Annotated in this window: 16 protein-coding genes and 1 pseudogene; 6 read left to right on the top strand and 11 right to left on the bottom strand. The window is 52.4% G+C overall.

The window, feature by feature from the left end; translation table 11 throughout:
• Nucleotides 1-224: 224 nt before the first annotated feature.
• From DFT_RS07475 to DFT_RS07525, 11 genes and pseudogenes are all read right to left on the bottom strand, one after another.
• Nucleotides 225-1016 (bottom strand): hypothetical protein, encoded by a 792-nt coding sequence (locus DFT_RS07475; RefSeq protein ID WP_152971898.1) that lies wholly within the window; start codon nt 1014-1016, stop codon nt 225-227.
• Between the two features lie 77 nt (nt 1017-1093).
• Nucleotides 1094-2236: a phage portal protein gene (locus tag DFT_RS07480; RefSeq protein ID WP_054030598.1), complete on the bottom strand. Its 1143-nt coding sequence runs from the start codon at nt 2234-2236 to the stop codon at nt 1094-1096.
• 44 nt (nt 2237-2280) lie between these two features.
• Nucleotides 2281-4020, bottom strand: a complete 1740-nt coding sequence (locus DFT_RS07485; protein ID WP_054030599.1) for a phage major capsid protein — start codon at nt 4018-4020, stop codon at nt 2281-2283.
• A gap of 159 nt (nt 4021-4179) precedes the next feature.
• A complete protein-coding gene (locus DFT_RS07490; RefSeq protein WP_054030600.1) occupies nt 4180-5799 on the bottom strand; it encodes a terminase large subunit in 1620 nt (539 codons plus the stop codon).
• 154 nt (nt 5800-5953) lie between these two features.
• Nucleotides 5954-6214, bottom strand: a pseudogene (locus DFT_RS27230) (HNH endonuclease family protein); the annotation flags it as partial.
• Nucleotides 6195-6404 (bottom strand): hypothetical protein, encoded by a 210-nt coding sequence (locus tag DFT_RS07500; RefSeq protein WP_054030602.1) that lies wholly within the window; start codon nt 6402-6404, stop codon nt 6195-6197. The gene DFT_RS07500 and the pseudogene DFT_RS27230, both read right to left, overlap by 20 nt.
• Before the next feature lie 16 nt (nt 6405-6420).
• Nucleotides 6421-8079: a bifunctional DNA primase/polymerase gene (locus DFT_RS07505; protein ID WP_161807102.1), complete on the bottom strand. Its 1659-nt coding sequence runs from the start codon at nt 8077-8079 to the stop codon at nt 6421-6423.
• A 17-nt stretch (nt 8080-8096) separates the two neighbouring features.
• Nucleotides 8097-8315: a hypothetical protein gene (locus DFT_RS07510; protein WP_054030604.1), complete on the bottom strand. Its 219-nt coding sequence runs from the start codon at nt 8313-8315 to the stop codon at nt 8097-8099.
• Entirely contained in the window at nt 8312-8521 is a 210-nt protein-coding gene (locus DFT_RS07515; protein ID WP_054030605.1) for a helix-turn-helix domain-containing protein, read from the bottom strand. Before DFT_RS07515 ends, DFT_RS07510 begins: the two co-directional genes overlap by 4 nt.
• 105 nt (nt 8522-8626) lie before the next feature.
• On the bottom strand, nt 8627-9295 hold the full coding sequence (locus DFT_RS07520) for a hypothetical protein (RefSeq protein ID WP_054030606.1): 669 nt from the start codon (nt 9293-9295) through the stop codon (nt 8627-8629).
• A 3-nt stretch (nt 9296-9298) separates the two neighbouring features.
• On the bottom strand, nt 9299-10450 hold the full coding sequence (locus DFT_RS07525) for a tyrosine-type recombinase/integrase (RefSeq protein WP_054030607.1): 1152 nt from the start codon (nt 10448-10450) through the stop codon (nt 9299-9301).
• 759 nt (nt 10451-11209) lie between these two features.
• On the opposite strand from DFT_RS07525, the gene DFT_RS07535 reads away from it, so the two are divergent.
• The 6 genes from DFT_RS07535 (at nt 11210) to DFT_RS07560 (ending at nt 18561) form a co-directional block, all read left to right on the top strand.
• Nucleotides 11210-11431: a hypothetical protein gene (locus tag DFT_RS07535; RefSeq protein WP_054030609.1), complete on the top strand. Its 222-nt coding sequence runs from the start codon at nt 11210-11212 to the stop codon at nt 11429-11431.
• Between the two features lie 46 nt (nt 11432-11477).
• The gene (locus tag DFT_RS07540) at nt 11478-12002 is read left to right on the top strand and encodes a DUF2924 domain-containing protein (protein ID WP_054030610.1); all 525 of its coding nucleotides are present in this window, start codon (nt 11478-11480) and stop codon (nt 12000-12002) included.
• A 2-nt stretch (nt 12003-12004) separates the two neighbouring features.
• Nucleotides 12005-12253 (top strand): hypothetical protein, encoded by a 249-nt coding sequence (locus DFT_RS07545; protein WP_054030611.1) that lies wholly within the window; start codon nt 12005-12007, stop codon nt 12251-12253.
• A 218-nt stretch (nt 12254-12471) separates the two neighbouring features.
• A complete protein-coding gene (locus DFT_RS07550) occupies nt 12472-13446 on the top strand; it encodes a DNA cytosine methyltransferase (RefSeq protein WP_054030612.1) in 975 nt (324 codons plus the stop codon).
• Between the two features lie 16 nt (nt 13447-13462).
• Nucleotides 13463-16792 (top strand): DrmE family protein, encoded by a 3330-nt coding sequence (locus DFT_RS07555; RefSeq protein ID WP_054030613.1) that lies wholly within the window; start codon nt 13463-13465, stop codon nt 16790-16792.
• Nucleotides 16780-18561, top strand: coding sequence for a nuclease-related domain-containing DEAD/DEAH box helicase (locus tag DFT_RS07560; protein WP_054030614.1), 1782 nt, complete (start codon nt 16780-16782; stop codon nt 18559-18561). Before DFT_RS07555 ends, DFT_RS07560 begins: the two co-directional genes overlap by 13 nt.
• Nucleotides 18562-18570 lie beyond the last annotated feature (9 nt).

Genomic DNA, 18570 nt, shown 5'->3' on the forward strand with positions numbered 1-18570 from the left:
ATAAAATTAGGAGGTTAGGAAACTCAGAGGTTCTGCCTGTTAACCACTAGGTTGTAGGTTCAAGTCCTACTCAGGGAGCCAACAAAATCAAGGGCTTAGACGAAAAATCTAAGCCCTTTTTCTTTTTTGGTTTCAAGATACCCACCATCATACCCACCACCCACCAAAAACGAAAGCCCCAGGCATCGCGCCCAGGGCCTTGTCATTTAAATGAGATGGTCAGCTCATGCCGGGCAAGCCATCGCCTTATAGTATCGAGACTCGATCCCTCGGTGAGATACCGGGCGCCTTACGACCTGAGCATACCGTTCGGCAATCCTCATGAATGCCTGCCGATGGGATAGACCCTGATCGACGTAGTTCTCGACCATTTTCACGACCTGCCCACGGGTCAGCTTGCCATCAATAGGTGGATCATCGATAGGGGTTTCTTCCTGGAGTTCCTGGCCATCGAATAGCGCCGCGTAGGTGTCTGCCATCCGCTTGACCTTTTTGTTCACTACGTCTCGGTCCCGGTTGAACATTTTTGCCACCTCGATCTGAGTGAAACCGAACACATTGCACAGCAGGAAAAACTTTTGATCGTCGTTGAACTTGTCGGGCTTTGCGGCCTTTATGCCCTCGCGCCTGGCGTCCAGGGCCTCGATGATGCGCTCCACATGCTCCAGGGCTTGCTTGTACATGGAGACGATGCTGTTTTCCTCGACGCCATACTTTTCGGCCAGCAGGGAAACCGGCATCCGATTGAAAAAACGATCCACGAACACGGCCGTCTTTCTCAGGCGTAGGTCCTCGGAGCTGAATTGAATCATATCATCGGCGCTAAAATCTTCGACCTGGTTGTCCCTCAGCTCGCTGAAATGAACTTCACGGCCCATTGGATAACAGACGATCATGTCGTCGAAATGGCGCTCCATGACTCGGTTCCCGGCCCGTAGGATGCGCTCGACTTCCTTGCATGGTCGCCGGCATCGGTCCCGTTTCTTACAATCCGCGCAAAGTGCATGATGTTCCATGGGGTTGCTCCTTTGGTCGGCTGGAAAGTTTTGAAGGGGGGTGCCGGCCGCTCGCTCCTGCGGCCGGCGGGGGCGGCCTACTCGGTGGCGAGAGTGTTGCCGCCATCCATGGCGTTCATATTCTCGGCCCGCCGGACTTCATTTTTGGTCATGAAACCGGCATCCAGGGCGATCTTGTATGCCTCAAAGCGGGTCTTGGTATCGCCGCGCAGTAGATCATGGGTCAGGTATTCAGCGAAGTAGCGTTTCTTTTCGGATTCGGTCAGCAGGGACTTAAAGACGGCCTGCTCGATGCGGGTCAACCATGGCCTTAAGGTATGGGTCAAAAAAGAGCGGTTCTGTTCGGTGACGTTCGAATATGTGGATCGCTCGTAATCCATGACCAGGTTCAGCGGCACTCTGAATATGCGCGCAATCTCTACGACGCTAAACTTCATGCTATCGATCATTTGGCTATCTTCCGGGGAAACACCCACGGCCTGCCATTTCAGGTCGCCGGCCAGCACGGCCACCTTGTGGCTTTTCTTCGATCCTGCAAATCCCTCGTTCCAGTATTCCCGGATCGCTTTGGCCTGATCGACGTTGATGCTATGCGGTGAGGTCAGGATGCCACCCGGTGAGGCATCGTTTTTGAAGTATTTGGCGCTGTATTCCCTGATCGCAATGGCGCTGCCAAAGGTGTTCCTGCACATGGCCAGAGGCGAATAGCCGATGATCCCATCAGAGGACAGGCCACGGATATGCAGGATGTCTGAGGACCGATATTTGCGTTCCTGGCCATCGTTCTGATGGGTATAGATCAACTCCCGATCCTTCAGTTCGATGGACATCCGGCCCGGATGCAATGGCCACAGGGCCACGACCTCGCCGGCCTCGCGCTCGATGTAGGCAAAGGCATTGCCCCTGAGGGCCAGGTGCCCGGCCATCATCTCCCACAACTCAGAGGCGGTCATCAACGGATTGGGGATGTCATGCAGGATGCGGTATAAAGAGAAGTTTCTCGCCCGGTGCCGGTCGCCGTTCTCCTGGCGCTCGTACACGATCAACGGCAAGGATGCGATGGACTCGGCCAGGACCCTGGTACATGCGAACACGGCCGGAATCCCCATCACGGTATCGTCGGTCACCCTGGCGCCGGAAGTCGTTTCCTCGCCGCCATGATACTGATCGTAGCGTGCCCAGGATGCCGAACGGCGCTTCAGGAAGTCAAATAGACCCATATCATTACCTCAGAAGAAAAGGGGCGGTCACCCGCCCCATTGGGTTATCCTTCAGCACGTTCGGCCAGGGTCACACACCAGGACAGGGAATCGCCGTTGCGGGGGCTGATGTAGGTGTTCCAGGTGCCCATGCCGTCAACACGAACGATCACGCGATAGGACATCAAATCGTTGGTCCAGCCGGGGATGTTGGATTTCTCCAGGCGCAAGTCTTTGCGGAGGCCGATGGCGTATTGAGAGAGGTCAACAAACACCAGATCGCCGGCATCACCCAGGACGGGCAAGTTCGGGGTAAAAATCAGAGGTCGGCCCAAAAGGGTGAATTGCCCGTTGGATTCTTTGAACACTTCGACACGGCTGCCGCCGGTGCCGATGGCAATGCTCATGGTGAGAAGTTGCGGAATCGTCGTTTCGTTGGCCAGCCAGACAGCCTTGGAGCGGCCGGCGGGGTACATTCTGGCGAACATGTTGACCGCGTTTTCAAAAATGACGGTATCGGCCGATTGACCGGACTCTTTCGCCACTTCGATCTTGGCAGGGTTCTGCAAAATGCCTTGAGGCATACCGGCCCCGGTGCCGTTAATGAAGTGGTAATCCAGGCCCAGGCTGATGGACTTCTTCATGGCCATTTCGAGTTGAGACTCGAAACCCTGGCCGTCTTCGCGCAATTCGTTGCTGATGTTGCAAAAGATGGCGCCTTTGTGGGCTTTAAAGGTAATGGATCGCAGCTTGCCGTCTTGAGCGGTGCCCTCGGCATTTTCCGCCAAAAACTCCATGGCGAAACCGCCATACAGCAGGCCGCCGGACTGATCCTTGCCATCCCATCCGGGCACGGTGCGGGTCGAACTGGTCATCGGCCATACGGTTGCCCTCGGTCTGATGATCTCGTTCTGGAGAGACTCGTCCAGCCATTGCGCTGCCAGGGGATCGGGCACGGAAAAACCGCCGGCCGATCCGGTGCCCTCGATCATGACGCGCTTGAACTTCTCCATCTCGGCATCGTCGGCATCGCGCACTTCACCGAACATGCCCTTGTAGGAGCGGTCCGCCGCCGGTCCGCCCTCGAACCGGATGGTCCGGTCCTGCTTTTTCTCCAGTTCGGGCTTGAATGTGCCCGAGCGTTTGGCGAGGTCTTCCTTGCCGGCCTTGGCCAGTTCGATGGCCTCGATGCGGCCGTCAAGGGTGCGGATTTCGCCCTTCAGCTCATCGAAACGAGCGGTCGCGGCATCGTCCAGGTTCTCGGTCATGGCCAGCTCGGTGAGTTCATCGACGGCCCTTTTCTTCGCCTTCAAAATGTCGTTGTAATCCATGGTAGTCTTTTCCTTTTTGATGATAGTAGTAATTGAACGGCCAATACCGGCCGCCGGATCGGCGCCGGCCGCCACCAGGCTGCACTCATAGGGCTGCCACTTGGTCACCAGGTAACCTTTGGCGGTCCTTTTCTTCTCTTTGATGAAATATCCGATGGACAGGTTCCGAAGTATTCCGTCCTGGATGTCTCCCCATATGCGGTCTTGTGATTTGCTGATGCGAAGCAGACCGCGCAGCTTGCCGCCTATGACCTGGAGACTTTCGACAATGCCCACGGGCAAGGATCGCTCATTGTGAGCGGATATGAGCGGCAGGGGGGCACGGGTCAGGTCGATGGCATCAGGATCATGGGAGAGGACTTCTTCGCCGTCATAGCGTCTTACGGGGTAGGTGGTGGATAGTGTGGCTTCTACGGTTCTTTGATCGGCATCACGAATCGATCCGACCTCGATTTGAAACGTACGTTTCTCCATGTGGCATCCTTTCAAAAAAAAGAGGGACAGGTAACGATGGTGCGGCATCGCTCCCTGCCCCCCTCTCCGCTTCGCAAACCGGCCAGCCATCCGGTCAACGAAAAATTACATTTATGTCATTCCATAAAATAAATATTACATATTTGTCAAGTGAATTATTCACATCCACATAATTGTCGGTTCTACCTTTTTGACCTGGTTGCGGATGGCGCCGTCCAAGGCCATGGCCAGGGCCACGGACAGATCGATCTTTTCCCTGCTTTTGGACTTGGAAAATTTCACGTTCCCGGCCGGGTCCACCTCGGCAATCACATTACCCAGGCACCATTTGAGGACCGGATGATCCGGATAGGCGATCTTGCGTTCCAGGATCAACTTTTCCAGTTCCTTGCAGGGTGGGCTCATGCTGGCAAAACCCTGCCCGAACTCGAGCACGGTCATGCCGGCCTCGGTCAGATCGTTCACAACTCGGGATGCTCCCCATCGGTCAAAGGCGATGGCCCTCAGGTCATATTTTTTGGCAAGTTCATCGATCCGGGCAAGGATCGGTCCGTAGTCGATCACCGATCCCGCCACGGCCTCGATATGGCCTTGCCGCTGCCATACGTCATAGGGCACCCGATCCGCCCGAGAGCGTTCTCTGATGGCCTCAGACGGCACCCAGGCGAACGGCAGGACGTAAAACGGTTCATCCTCGACCTGAGGCGGAAAGCATAAGACAAAGGCGGTGAGGTCCTGCGTAGATGATAGATCGAGTCCGCCGTAACATGGACGGCCGGAGAGGTCCGGGAAGTCCACAAGGGCACAGGCATCGATGTCGCCGGTTGACATCCATCGCGCCTCGGCATCGACGCGCTGATTCAGGTACAGGTTGCGAAATGTCGCTTCCTTGGTCGGAATCCGTTTGGCCTGCTCGGCAAATTGCTTCATTTCCTCCAGGGACCGAAAATCACCCAGGGCAGGGTTGCAGGACTTCCAGACGACCAGGTCCCAGGGGTCCGCGTCATCCGGTGCCGCATAGACGCACCCGAAAAATGAAGGGTCTGGGGGCAGGCTGCCGTCATCCAGACCGATGGCATAGTCCACAAGTTCGGACATGACATGATGCGGATCCGGGCTTTGGGTTGATATGACGATCATCAAGGGTTCGGCACGGGCGCCGGTGCCGGTGACCAGGTTGTCGTACAGTTCACGGGTCCGAGACTGAGCGAGTTCATCGTAGATCATGAAGGACGGTGACAGACCATGGGCTTTGCGGCCATCGGCCGTCAATGCCTTGTAGACGGTGCCGGTCACCATGTCGGTGATCGTCTTGTGGAAACTCTGGATATGGCATCGGGCTTCAAATTCGGGGATGGCCAGGATCATGGCTTCCATTTCTCGGAAGGTGATCGCCGCCTGTTCCCGGTCGGATGCCGCGGAATAGGCTTGACCGCGGGCCTCGGCCTCGGGTCCCAAAAGGTGACATAGGGCGAGGGCGGCAGCCAGGGCGGTCTTGCCATTTTTTCTCGGGAAACTTAGAAGGGCGGTCCTCACAATGCGCTTCCCGCGCCGGGTCCGATAGAGGGCCCGGACGATCTTACGTTGCCATGGACGGAGTTTGAACTTCCGGCCGGCATGGATGCCTGAGGTGATCGGCAGGGACTCGATAAAGGCGATCACCCGAGCGGATCGGGTCTGACCTGGCTTGTCCCAGGGGTAACCGTCCGGGTAATATGGTTCCCGGCCGGCCTGCTCGGCATATCGTTTAGCTGCACTTTTTGGTCCTCGTTTGCCCATTACGAACTTTCTCTCAAAATTAACTCCGCGCCGTGTTGCCAGCCCGGTCGATGGCGTTGCCTACGCGATGATTTTCCCGCCGGAGAGCGGCCTCACGCGCTGTTTTCCGCTGATGGCACCGTCTGCATAGGCTTTGAGCGTTATCTTCACTCAGAGGCGCTCCACCGTCCTTCAGTTCAACAATGTGATCGACAATAACAGCAGGCTCGATGCGTCCTTCAGCGAGGCATTGCTCACAAAGCGGTTGCTTCCGAATGTACCAATCTCGGAAACGGCGCCATGCACCCGTACCATAGAACTGGTCCCGGACCTTGACCGCCTTAATGGGCTGATGCTCGGCACAGTAGTTCGAGTTGGGTTCGGCCAGGTTGTTGCATGGGAAACAGGCGCAGTATCTACGGGGTTTCATCGCCATCGATTTCCCCCATCGTCATGCGTTCCTTGATCTGTTCCTTTGTTAAATCATCATAAGCAGACGTCTTCTTTTTCGGTTGATGTTCCTCACAGAACTTCGATCCGGGTATGGATGGATTTTGACAGCGTAAATGTTCACAAAGAGGTCTGACTCTCGGCTCGATCATGTTAAATTTTGGTTTTGTGGTCATTTCATTTTCCTTTCGTTTAGTTTTTTGCTGGTTGATACCATCCTTTTTGTTTCACGAATCGGCAGCCGTCAACCAGTTTATACTCATACTTCATGCCTCTGGGGTTGCTCCCCTTGAATTGCCCTTTGAATTTGGAAATGGTGCAAACACCGTAATCCAGCAGCAGGGAGAGGATCGGCTTCTCGTTGCCGAACGATCCACCACGGCCATATTGGGCGTTTGGGTCCTTCTGGAGAGCAACAACAGCGATCCCTTGACCGATCTTATGATGCAGGGCTGCCAAGTACTCGGCCACCCGATAGAATTCATTGTGGACTTCCAGGTAATCGATAAGGTTCAGGTCATCGCGGCCGGTTCGGATCACATCTTGAAAGCCATCCGAACGGGAGTAAAACTTGATCGGCCACATATCGGGGGTCATGCCTGGAAATTTGGAGACGCGCATTTTGAAGGCGCTGGCATTCAGTTCTGAGCTGAAATAGTGGACGTTCCACTTCCGCATGTTCTCCTTTGCGATGTTCATCAGGAATGCGGATTTCCCGGCATCTTGGCTGCCGGCCACCAGGACGATTGATCCGGGGGGAATTTCGATCATGGTGTCGAGTTCAAACGGCAGCCATATTTGGACCTTCTCTACGGGAGCGTTCTGCCAATCCTCGGCCGCGCAGTCGGACTCAACACGGCGATATGTACCGACTTTTCCCTTGACCTTCTCGATCAATCCTTCCTTTTCCAGTCGGCCCAGGACGACATGCCCCTTCTTTTTTTCCTCGCGTGTTGTCAAATGTTGGCATTGGAAGACAAATGTTGTCGTTATGTTGTCAGATGTTGTCAAAATGAAGTCCCGAATCTCTTGCGTAAGGTTCCGATCACGGGAATCTGAGCGTTTCAGGGCTGACTGAATTTTGGTCTGAATCTCTTTTTCCGGGAAAGGCGGGTTGCAATTTCTACCGAAAAAATACATGTATTTTTCGATATTTGCGTTATCCATGCCACCCTTGACCAGACAGTTGGCGAGGTGAAAAAGGGTCTGGTCGCGGCCACCTTCATCAAAGGAAATGTTGTCAAATGTTGTCGGATGTTGGCAAATGTTGGCACTCTCGGGGGGGTGCCCACATACATCCCCAAAAGGAATTCTATCATTATATGGCGCGCTCGAGGGCGCGCTAGCAACGGCGAGGGTGTCAAAGAGCATTGATGGCATTTCGGCCATCGCCACCTCATGGATGCCGAAGTTTTCCATCCATGCGTAAGGCTTGCCGTTGGCGCCAATACTCGCAGGGGCAACAACGTATCCGCCATCGGTCCGAACGTCACAATCGGTAATCACCCTGGCACGATTAACCAGGCCAGACCGATACCTGAACCAATAATGCCACCCGCCTGATGGGGTCCGACATATCGGGGTCAGGATGTTCTCGGGCAGGAATTCGTTAAGGGCGTCATGGCCGGCCTGAGAATCAACGTCAACGACCATCAGGTTCGATATGGCGCCGGTAACGATCCCGATGTTGGCCTCAGGCCATTGCTGCCACCAGGCACGGATTTGCTGCTCAGAGGCGGCTTGACGCTGGCATTGCTGCCACTTGATGAGGGGCTTTTTGTCGCGGCCCACGGGGATGATGGAATAACCTTTCGATTGATACCATAGAGCCTGATCTAAAATTGATTTCACGGCCGCACCCGATCCCTTCAATAGCATTCAAGAAAAGCGTTGATGGCGTCGATTTGTTGGCTTCTCTGGGGGTCGAACGGCTGACTTTCGAGTTCGGCCAGCAGGACCAGCATATCCAGGCGCAGTTGGCGCCGGCGGATGATGGTTTGGATTTCTCCCCGTTCCCACGGCTGCGCCACGGGCAGGACCTTGACCAGTTCGCGGATGATGTTTTGATGCTGCTCGATGGGGGTCATTGTCCACCCCCTTCCGGATACACGGTCGCCCGCTGAAGAATTTCATGGACGGTCGGCCAGAAGTAGCGAACGGATTTACCGTCCTTGGAGTACGGGAATCCCTTGCCCATATGGCGCTCATTGGCGAGGGTCTGAACGGACTTGCCGGTTCGGCGGGCCACTTCGGCGGGCGTTAGCCAGATTGGTTCTGCTTCGAATTGCTTCATGATTTTTGCTCCTTCTAAAAAAAAATACCTGCGAATCAAACTTGATGCACAGGTATTACATGAAGCAAAAATCTAATCAGGAGACGCAATAAAAAAGTTTTGGGGTTACATCCCCCTGATCGCCTCTCGGGCAAGTTTTTTGGGGTCGGAAAGATTTATGCCAATAGCCTCGAAAATAATAATCAGCAAATTGCAAAACGGACCTGGATCGGTACTTGTTGGCTTTACACCAAGGTTTTCATAGAAACATTTTGCAATGCGGGTGGCGAGTTCCTTGCGATTGGTTCTCGATTTTGTGTTCTCTGGAATCGATTCCGCTCCCCGCTTAAATGCGTCAAGAATTTTTTGGATATGTGGTATTGCGCGACCAGCATTGAATTGAGCGACATGATTAAAGGATCCAGCATTTTTTTCCATGGCCATATATAGTTCATCAATGCTATCTGGAGTAAAAGGAGCTATGTCGCATTTCTCGACCTTACGGAGTAATCTCAATGTGTCCTGTAATAACTTTACTGCATCATTTACCCCTGGTCGGATTTCCGCTATTTTCCTTCTATCGTACTGCTCTCCGAGTTTGCCTCCCAAGTTTTGGCTTATAGCTATCGGGGCTGAGCATAGTGATTCAAGGAAGAAAATAAAAGTCCTCACCCGGCCATCGTCAAAGGCTTTCAGTTCTTCCTCAATACTTGCCTTTTCCTCAGGCGTAAACCGCAATTCGGTATCGGTTTTCTCAACCCCGTTGCTCAAATAGACAATTTGTTTGATTTCCATATATCACCCTGTCTGATCTTTCTTCTCGGTAACAGCAGCCGTCACCAGCTCGCCGGCCAGGTTGCTGGCCTGCCTCAGTGCATCGTCTCGTAAATGGGCATATCTCGCCGTCATAGTCGGGCTCTTATGGGTCAAAAGTCGTTGCAAGGTATAGAGGTCAACGCGCCCGGATGATGCCAGCATCGAGGCGTAAACGTGCCTCAGACCATGAAGCGGCCGGAATCCGACCGGCAGCATGGCTGCTTTTCTGATCCGGTCAAATGCCTTGCGGCACTCCGTTAAATGGGTGCCTTTTTTGCGGCCTGGAAACACATAGGGGTTGCCGTCCAGGGCGGTGATACCGACGAATATCTTCTCGGCCATCTCGTTCATGGGGATGGTCTGGTCCCGGCCACCCTTGGGATCGCGGATGGCGATGAACTTTCGTTCGAAGTCCAGATCGGCCCATTTGAGCCCGAAAATCTCTGATCGACGCATCCCGGTATAGAGGGCAATTCGCATCACATTGGCAGCGGCCTGATCTTCATCGGCATCCAGGGCCTTTAGTAGCGCCTTGAGTTGATCCTGGTTCAAGTCCTCAGTGGTCTGGTTGTTCAGCCGGGGAACTTCGATTTTGAAGGGCAGGGGAGCTATCAGGCCGCGCTTGACACCATAGTTGATGGTCCGTCGCAATATCTCAAGCACTCGGGCAGCCTGGGTGCGCTTTCCGGATTTTTGCAGAGACAGACGAACTCGGTCAACGTCCAGGGGCAGCAGTTCGGCCGGGTCCTTTTTGCCGATGCCATCCCGTAGGTGCAAGTCGAATTTGCGCTTGTCATGGCCCAGGGCCTTATTGTCGGGGTTTGATTCACAATAGGCATCCCACAGCTTAGCGATGGTATATCGGCTGTCCTCGGCCCTCTTGGCTGCTTCTACTGCCGCCCGTTTTTCGACGTTCGGCAATTCCCGGCCCTCTATCTTATTGGTGCGGATCCGGTTCGCCTTGGCAGGGGTCATGTCGTCTTGGTACTGGCGCCCAGCTTTCTCTTGGATACGTTTGCCGTCCTTGCGATAGTCGATGTAATAGATCTTTTCGGGCTTGCCGGTGGCAATGGCCTTGCCCATGATGAAATAGACACCCGGATAATCGGTTTTGAATCTCTCTTGTGCCGGCATCATGCCCCCTTTGTGGTGGGTATTTTGGTGGGTGCGATCATCCCCGAAATAAAACCATCAGTTTTTCATACCCACCACTATACCCACCACCCAAAATGAATGTCAAGGTATTTTAAAGTAGGCAAGTAAATTAAAAAGTCCAATCAAAAAAGGATGATAAAACAGATATGGTATTTTCAGGTAAAACGCGGTAAGTACCAAAACAATGGCTGTTAACCACTAGGTTGTAGGTTCAAGTCCTACTCAGGGAGCCAATCAAAAATAGCGCATTTCGAGCGCTTGTTAATTTAACGCAAAACCCCGAGGAAGTCGTTCCTTGGGGTTTTGCACTTTTAGCCTTTATTCACAGCCTTTTGCGGCGTCGGATCGCCGCCTCCCGATTCTCCGCTTCCAACCGTTCTGCCCGGGCATCGACTGTAAACCCGGGGGTTGCGTCCGAATCCCAAGACAATCTTTCATGAATTCTCCAATTCTCCGTTTAACATGTCTTCTTGGTTAACGCCTGGGTTTCAACCGAACCCCGATCCGACACTTCATGATTCCTTCCGGTAGGTAAACAGCGTCAACCGGATGATGGGTCCGGTCAAATGCAAATCACCAGACAGCGGATGCGGCCGTGAAACGGAGACCATTTTGGGTGCCGTCGACATCGCGTCAAAGCGGTTTCCGGCAAGCCCCAAGGGCTCTTCCCCAGTCCCTTCCGCGCCTGCCTGCGGCATCCACAACACAATCCTGCGGCCTTTCGCAAGGAGGGATCGGATGCCAAAAAAAGAAAAACTTCCCCATAGAATCGACGAGACCGTCGCGGAGATCGCTGCGATACTGGCCCGGGGCTTTTTGGAATACAAAAGAAATAGGCAACCTGCCGAAGATTTGGCAAACCTTGAACGTGATGTGAGCCAATTCGAAGAATCTAAGGAACTTGTCGAGAAACGTCTTGCTTGTTCGCCCTACCAGAGCGTTCATGCGCTCAAAAGTTAACGGCTGGGAGATTTGAACGGTAATCCATTGATCAAGGAGATTTCGGATGGAAGCAAGACTATTTCAGGAGATTCAAGGCCTTTCACGCATGACGGTGGGCGAACTGCGGGAAAAGTATATCGAGGTCTTTGGCGAGGAATCACGCTCTTTTCACAAGGATTTTTTGCGCAAGCGCATCGCCTGGAGAATCCAGGCCCTGGCCGAAGGTGACCTGTCGGAGCGCGCCAGACGACGGGCTGATGCGCTGGCCAACGACGCCGAACTGAGAATCCGGACCCCGCGCAAGCCGGTCGAAACCGACATGGCACAGGAGATATCCAGAATATCGACCCGCCGCATCTCAGGCGGCCGCGATCCCAGGCTGCCCATTCCGGGAACCATCCTCGCCCGTGAGTTTCAGGGCCGTGATATCGTAGTCAAGGTCCTCGACCATGACTTCGAGTTCGAGGGTCGGCGATATAAATCATTGTCCGCCATAGCCCGGGAAGTCACCGGTACCAAGTGGAACGGGTTTCTCTTTTTTGGCATCGACCATAATCGGGGGACCGGCTTCAAAGCCAAAAGGAGTTGATCATGTACCAAAGGATCACAAACGAACGGCCCGATGTAGGTGATCATGTCCTGGGGCTGTTGGAGAACCTTCATCGACGAATCGAGCGCCTGGAACGCGGAGCCAGATTGCCGCTCGAGGAGGCTGAGGCTTTTGCCGATTTGTTTGAGCGTATGCAGACCGACGAGACCCACAATCTGGAGTTGCACACCAGTTTAATCATGCAGCATTATAATGGTGAGAATGAGCAATCACAAGAATCTATCGATTAACCACAAGATTTTATTTGCATTTTTATCTTTCTTTGCTATAGTTTTTTATTCTAGAAAATCTAAATACATTTTACACGTGCTGATGCTGACAGGCCATTACATGAAGCACCTTGTCTATAATTTCGGTGAAAAATTGGAGTCATGTGGTCGGCTACCAATCTCTTTAATGGCCCCTGCCAACCCAAATAGCCTGCAAACTCAAGATGACAGATAACTGTATGAAAAAGATACAAATACGGATGTTGGACATGTTTTGTGGCGGTGGCGGCAGCTCACGTGGGGCGGTTATGGCTGGAGCGACGCCAGCAGCTGCTCTGGACATGTGGAAACTGGCTGCCGAAACATATAAGCTGAATTTTCCGGAATCCACAGTTTACCGAATGAAAGCCAGTTCGTTAACTCCTGCGCGCATCCTGAATGAAGTCGGCAGGATCGACCTGCTTCTCGCATCACCGGAGTGTACGAGTCACAGCGTGGCCAAAGGCAATAAACCCCGATGTGAAATAAGCAGGGAAACTGCTTTTGAGGTTATCCGCCTCGCCAAGGTTTTAAGGCCGCGTTGGATAGTCGTTGAGAACGTCATGCAGATGCAAAAATGGCGTCGTTTCGACGAATGGCATGAAAAAATCATGGACATTGGCTATCACACCGAGAGTGCCATATTTGATGCACAGTATTTCAGTACTCCGCAATCGCGTCGACGCCTGTTTATTGTGGGTGATCTGGAAGGCGCACCTGTTCTGCCCAATCCCGGGGGGCGCACAAAGAAAACAGTTGATAGCAGCATCCTGGGGCGTGGTGAATCGAAGAATGCGCCCTGGGCCTTCTCGCCGGTCAACAGCCCAAGGCGTGCCAAGGCAACTGTTGAGCGTGCAGAAGGTGCTATCAGAGAACTCGGTGCTGATACTCCATTCATCATGGTATACTATGGCACAGACGGTGCTGGGGGATTTCAAACGCTCGATCGCCCGCTACGGACTGTGACAACACTCGACAGATTCGCTATCGTACGGCCGAACTGTAATGGTCACGAAATGCGGATGTTGCAGCCACCTGAGCTCGCTGCTGCAATGGGTTTCCCAAATTATCATGTCTGGCCACAATCAAGTCGCCGGGAACGAATCAAACTGATTGGAAACGCTGTCTGCCCACCAGTAATGCAATCCATTGTAAAAGCGTTGACTGGCGGGTGAGAAAAGAGGCCCCGATGTGGCTTATCAGTTAACATACTCGGATCGTGAATTTCTGCTGCAGACATTCGACACACTTAAGTCTGAATGGCGCGGAGAGGACGAACAGCTGCTTGCAGGTGCATGCGACTGGGCAAAAAGACTTGAACCCAGCTGTGGATTCGAGCATGCACTGACGCGTGATATCGCAGTTCTTTCCAGGTTTTTAACATCCCATAAAACAGACCAAGACCTGTCCGATATTGCCCGTGGCGGACTGCTTTATGTGTTGCGGGCGAGCCAGAACGATCCATCCAGGCTCGGGGCGCTTGGTCTTCTTGATGACGCATTTATTACGAGTTTTGCCGTCCACGAGATCCGCGTCAGGCTTGACGAACAGGCGGTTTATAACCCTCCTCGATTATCTCGGGATGAACAAAAGCATGCTGAGAACCTGTTTTTGGAACTAGCTGAAAAACCCGTATCAAATGATCAATATCTGATCGATAAATCCCGAACCGTCTGTGATGGATTAGCCAACCTTGCTGCCTGCGGCCTGTTTCAAAGGCTGAAAAGAAATGTTGAATTTCTCATTACAGTGGTTTCGAATGCAGACTGGAGTCAGGAACAGCGTTGCTATGCTCGTGCAGCCCTGAGCTATTTGATTTGTGAAGAAGACGCTATCGATGATCGATTAGGAATTGTTGGATACCTCGACGACAATTTTATTGCCCAGATGGCTGTAGACTTAATTGAACCAAAACGTGATCCATGGATTGAAGTCCTTGACACAACAGTGGGGGCTTGGCCATTTTTGAATTCCATGGTGATTGACGATGGCAGCGGTGGTCGCCCGATTTCTGAATACGTGATTGTGAATTCTGCACTCTCATGCCCGTTGGTAAGAGGAGGACAAAGTGGCTTGACCGCCCTTGTTGTCCCGTTTGTAGGTCCGATGCCGCTATTGCTTGGTTTTGTTGCTTCTCTTGGATTGATACAGAATTCAGGGCAGCACGAAGTTTCGGAGAATACATTTATTAAAGGACAAAAGGTTCTCGTTGATAACAATGCAATTGCCGAATTTGCCGGTATCAAAGAGATTAACGGGCATAGAAGGTTTGGTCTGACCCAGGACCTGTATCGGAATGGCCATTACCAGCCATGCACGCATTGGTGGCCCATATCATACTTGCGTCGACTGACACTTGCTGACTCGTCGCGGTCCACCCGCGGGAAATTGACCTGCGATCTTAGCAAGAGCGGCGCGATGCTTCCAGCCTTGGAATACTTGTTTAATGCGAGCAGGTCCGCAGATCTTGCAGCCGTCAGAAAAAAGATGCTCGTTGTGACACCGGTGACAGTTGCAGGCGATTTGGCAAAACGTTTGCGATTTTTCGGTTACCCATTGAAAGAAGTTGTACCGATGGGCAACATCGTCGACAATGAAATCAAACCCTGGTCAAACAGCTTTGGCCAGCAAGAACCTCTGCTTGTGTTTTCATCTGATGTGGATGTTGCATGTGTCTATGCCGAAGAACATTCAGACCTAATAGATACAATCATCATTGATATGACAGGTCGAAATTCAGGAAAATTCGCGAGCCTGGGCGAACTGCAACGCATGGATTTCCAGACTCTCGTTATTACTCCAGAAAGGTCTGCGAGCGAGTTTCCTGTTGAAGACGATGATTCAATTATTATGTGGGAGTGGGATGCTAAAGATTTATCGGCATTACTGTGGCCAAAGGGTAAGGTGACAGATGCAGACGGCATAATCGTTCGATACGAGCACAGGTTGCAGACTCAATCATCCGTTGTGCCGCAAGCAAGGCTCATAGATTGCCCATTGACCGATGAAGTTTTCGAATCGGTCAGGCATCTTAAATCTGTCGCGCAACAACGGGGTGAGGACTTCTTGGCTGAACTTGATGAACTCGTCGTTTTGGCGTTTGGAGTCACATCATATATGTTCCGTTCGGCGACCTTGCTGACCGATAATATTCCGTCGTACCATGCAATAAAAAATAACATCGTAAGGATTGGGGATATTGCACGAGAGTCTCGTTATCTGTCAGAAATGGAGCAAGCTGCAGCCACCAACATAAAGGTGTTGCTTCAGGACCTTTTTGAAAAACTGAAGATGGACAATCCAAAAGCCATCGCAGTTCAAGAAATTCTGGATGCTCAGTCGGGGCGGGCGATCATCTGTCCTGATCGTCGGCTTCTCGTCGACCTGGAACAAGTATACGGAAACCAAGGCCTCCGAATCCTGAGTGACTATGCCCCTGATGATGAAGAGAATATCGGTGGCGCTATTATCCCGGGCTGGTTTCGCAAAGACCGCATGGCAAGAATACTCATTCCGCCTGCAACCCAACCATTGACTTTGCTGCTTTACAACCCGGAGTACCGATGGCATGCAGACTTCTGTCATGAGCGAAAGATATCCCGGATGAGGCGAGCGAGATGCGGCAGACGATCAAAGGTGTTTCCGAGTGTAAGAGGATGGGCCGAGCAGGATAACGAGAGGGCACGCTTGGCCGTGGATGAACATGATTCCAGCTTTCTACGCGAACTGGAATCCATCCAGGAGCGGATTCATGCAGCACGCCGGAAGCATGCATATCAGACCGCAAAATCCGACGGAAGCGAAATAGAGGTTCCTGCCCGCCTTGTTTTGTTTGAGGGCGGAGCCCATGCATTTTTGCGGGAGTCCTATAAGGCCACCGTCGTAACTCATCTCCTTGATGCCATTGTCGAAGACACGGAAAAAGAGAACGTGGATGTTAGCTACAAGACAGCGAAGGAGCTCAAACCCAATGATGCATTACTGTTTCATCGCCGTTCTGACCGTGACGTAATTCGGATGACCGCAGATGAAGATATGCCCGAAGGCCTTCGCGAGACTGCCATGGCGTGGCAAAAAGCGCTGGTGAGTTATGCGCAACGAGAAGACTTGAAACCCCAGGAAATACGTAAGCATCTCAGGATCGCGGGTTGTGCCGTTCACATCCAGACCATCCGTGGCTGGCTTCATGATAATGACAGGATTGCTCCCCGCCAATATGAAAGGGATATTGGCATCATTGCAAAGGTTACTGGCGATCCTTACCTCAACAATAACCTTGAGACCGTGCTTGACTCTGTCAGCGCCGTATTTGGCGCTCATCAACGGGCTTCACACAAACTGGCACGGAAGGTTTTACGTCGCGCTGTCGAAATTTTAAAAGAAGAACGCCGCCAGTTGAAACTGATTGAGCTTGAATCCGATATAGTGCTTGCCCGTATCATCGAAATAGATGAGTACGACACAAATGTTCGCCTTTCAATGATCAACCGTTTGCAGGAATCAGAGCAATGGCACGTGTGATCCCTGCGTCGATTCATCCAAACGTGCGCAGCGGCGCAGAGCAAAAATTGTTTGGCATAATCCGCGATACACCTGGAACAGACGATTGGGTGTGCCTGCACTCGCTTGGGCTGGCCCGGCATGCCAGGAAACGGCGCGGGGAGATCGATTTTCTACTACTTACACGCAAAGGTGTTTTTGTTCTTGAGGTTAAAGGCGGTCGCGTTTCACGTCGTGACGGCGTGTGGGAATTTACTGATCGCTATGGCATTGCTCATGAGAAGCATGAGAGCCCTTTTGACCAGGCTTCCAGCGCGATGTTCGCTCTGGAACGCGATGTACAGCAGGAGTTTCGGAGTGATCAACGAAGATCCCGCTTGCTGTTTTGCTATGGGGTCATGTTGCCGGACATTATTTTCAATGAGGCAGGTTGTGAAGCGGACCTCAGGTTGGTTTACGATGCGCGTGATCGTCACAGGCCCATAACCGACTTTATTGAGCGTTTGTCAGCCTTTGCCAGAGAGAGTGATTCACGCAACCGTTACGCACCCACAGATAAAGACATCCAGGCGCTTGTAGATTTCCTGCGGCCCGATTTTGATCTTGTACCTCCTCTCGGGGTCCAGGCAGATGCTGCAGCAGACAAATTCTTGTCCCTCGAAAGAGAGCAATATGCGGTGATCGATGCCTGGGAGCAGTATAATCAGCCCCGGGTATTGGTTCAGGGTGGGGCAGGAACCGGAAAAACCCTGCTTGCCCTTGAAGCTGCTGTTCGCGCAGCCCAGAAGACAGAAGGTAAGGTATTGCTGCTATGCTATAACCGTTTGCTTGCAAGGTTTCTAGAGGAAAATGCAAAAACCCGCCATCTGGCAGGTGAGATCCAGGTCAAATCAATTTACAGCCTTCTGAACGATCTGATCAGCGCCTCATCGTTTTCAGGTGAGTTCATGAGCAGGCGCTCCGATCTTGATGCATCAGTTGTATATCAGCAGCTATATCCCGAATATGCCTCTCTTGCTCTGATCGAACTGAACACCATGCCGGCAAAAACACTAGTCATCGACGAAGCCCAGGACATGATGACAATAGGATTGCTGGATGTGATTGATGCATTTGTGGAAGGTGGACTCAAGAGCGGTCAATGGCGCATATTCTGCGACGTCAATAACCAAGCCAGTGTATTTGGTGCTTTCAACCAGGAAGCTTTGGAGCGTTTGATGTCTTATGGGCAACTATCGATCCTTGCGACTAACCGCAGAAATACAAAGCCGGTCGCCGAGGAGACGGCCATGCTGACCCGCCCGAGGATTGCTGCCCCAGCTTCCATAGCTGGAATTCCGGTCCAGTACAACTGGTATAAGACACCAGATGCGCAGGGCCGAAAACTTTCATCTGTTCTTAAATGCCTGCATCGCGAGGAAGTGGCCCCCGGCCGCATCACCGTGCTTTCAGCACGCAACCTTGAGAAATGCTGCGCTGCATCCATATCCAATCCTAACCTTGTACCTGTGCAATGGAACAATGTATGGGAGATTGTCACCGGAAAATGTCCATCGGCCAGCTATTGCACGATTTCGGCATTCAAGGGGCTTGAAAACGATTTTATTATTCTGACTGACATAGAGGACCTTGAATCCGATTGGTGGCGATCCGTAATTTATGTGGGGATGTCACGGGCACGGGTCGGTTTATACTTGCTTATGCATGAGTCGCTGCGCGAGGTTTATGAGACACGTCTTCGTCAGTGGATGGCAGAGAAAAATATTCAAGAGATGGGGACTGAACAATAATATGGAGTC

It is taken from the genome of Desulfatitalea tepidiphila (assembly GCF_001293685.1).
In the GTDB taxonomy this organism is placed as follows: domain Bacteria; phylum Desulfobacterota; class Desulfobacteria; order Desulfobacterales; family Desulfosarcinaceae; genus Desulfatitalea; species Desulfatitalea tepidiphila.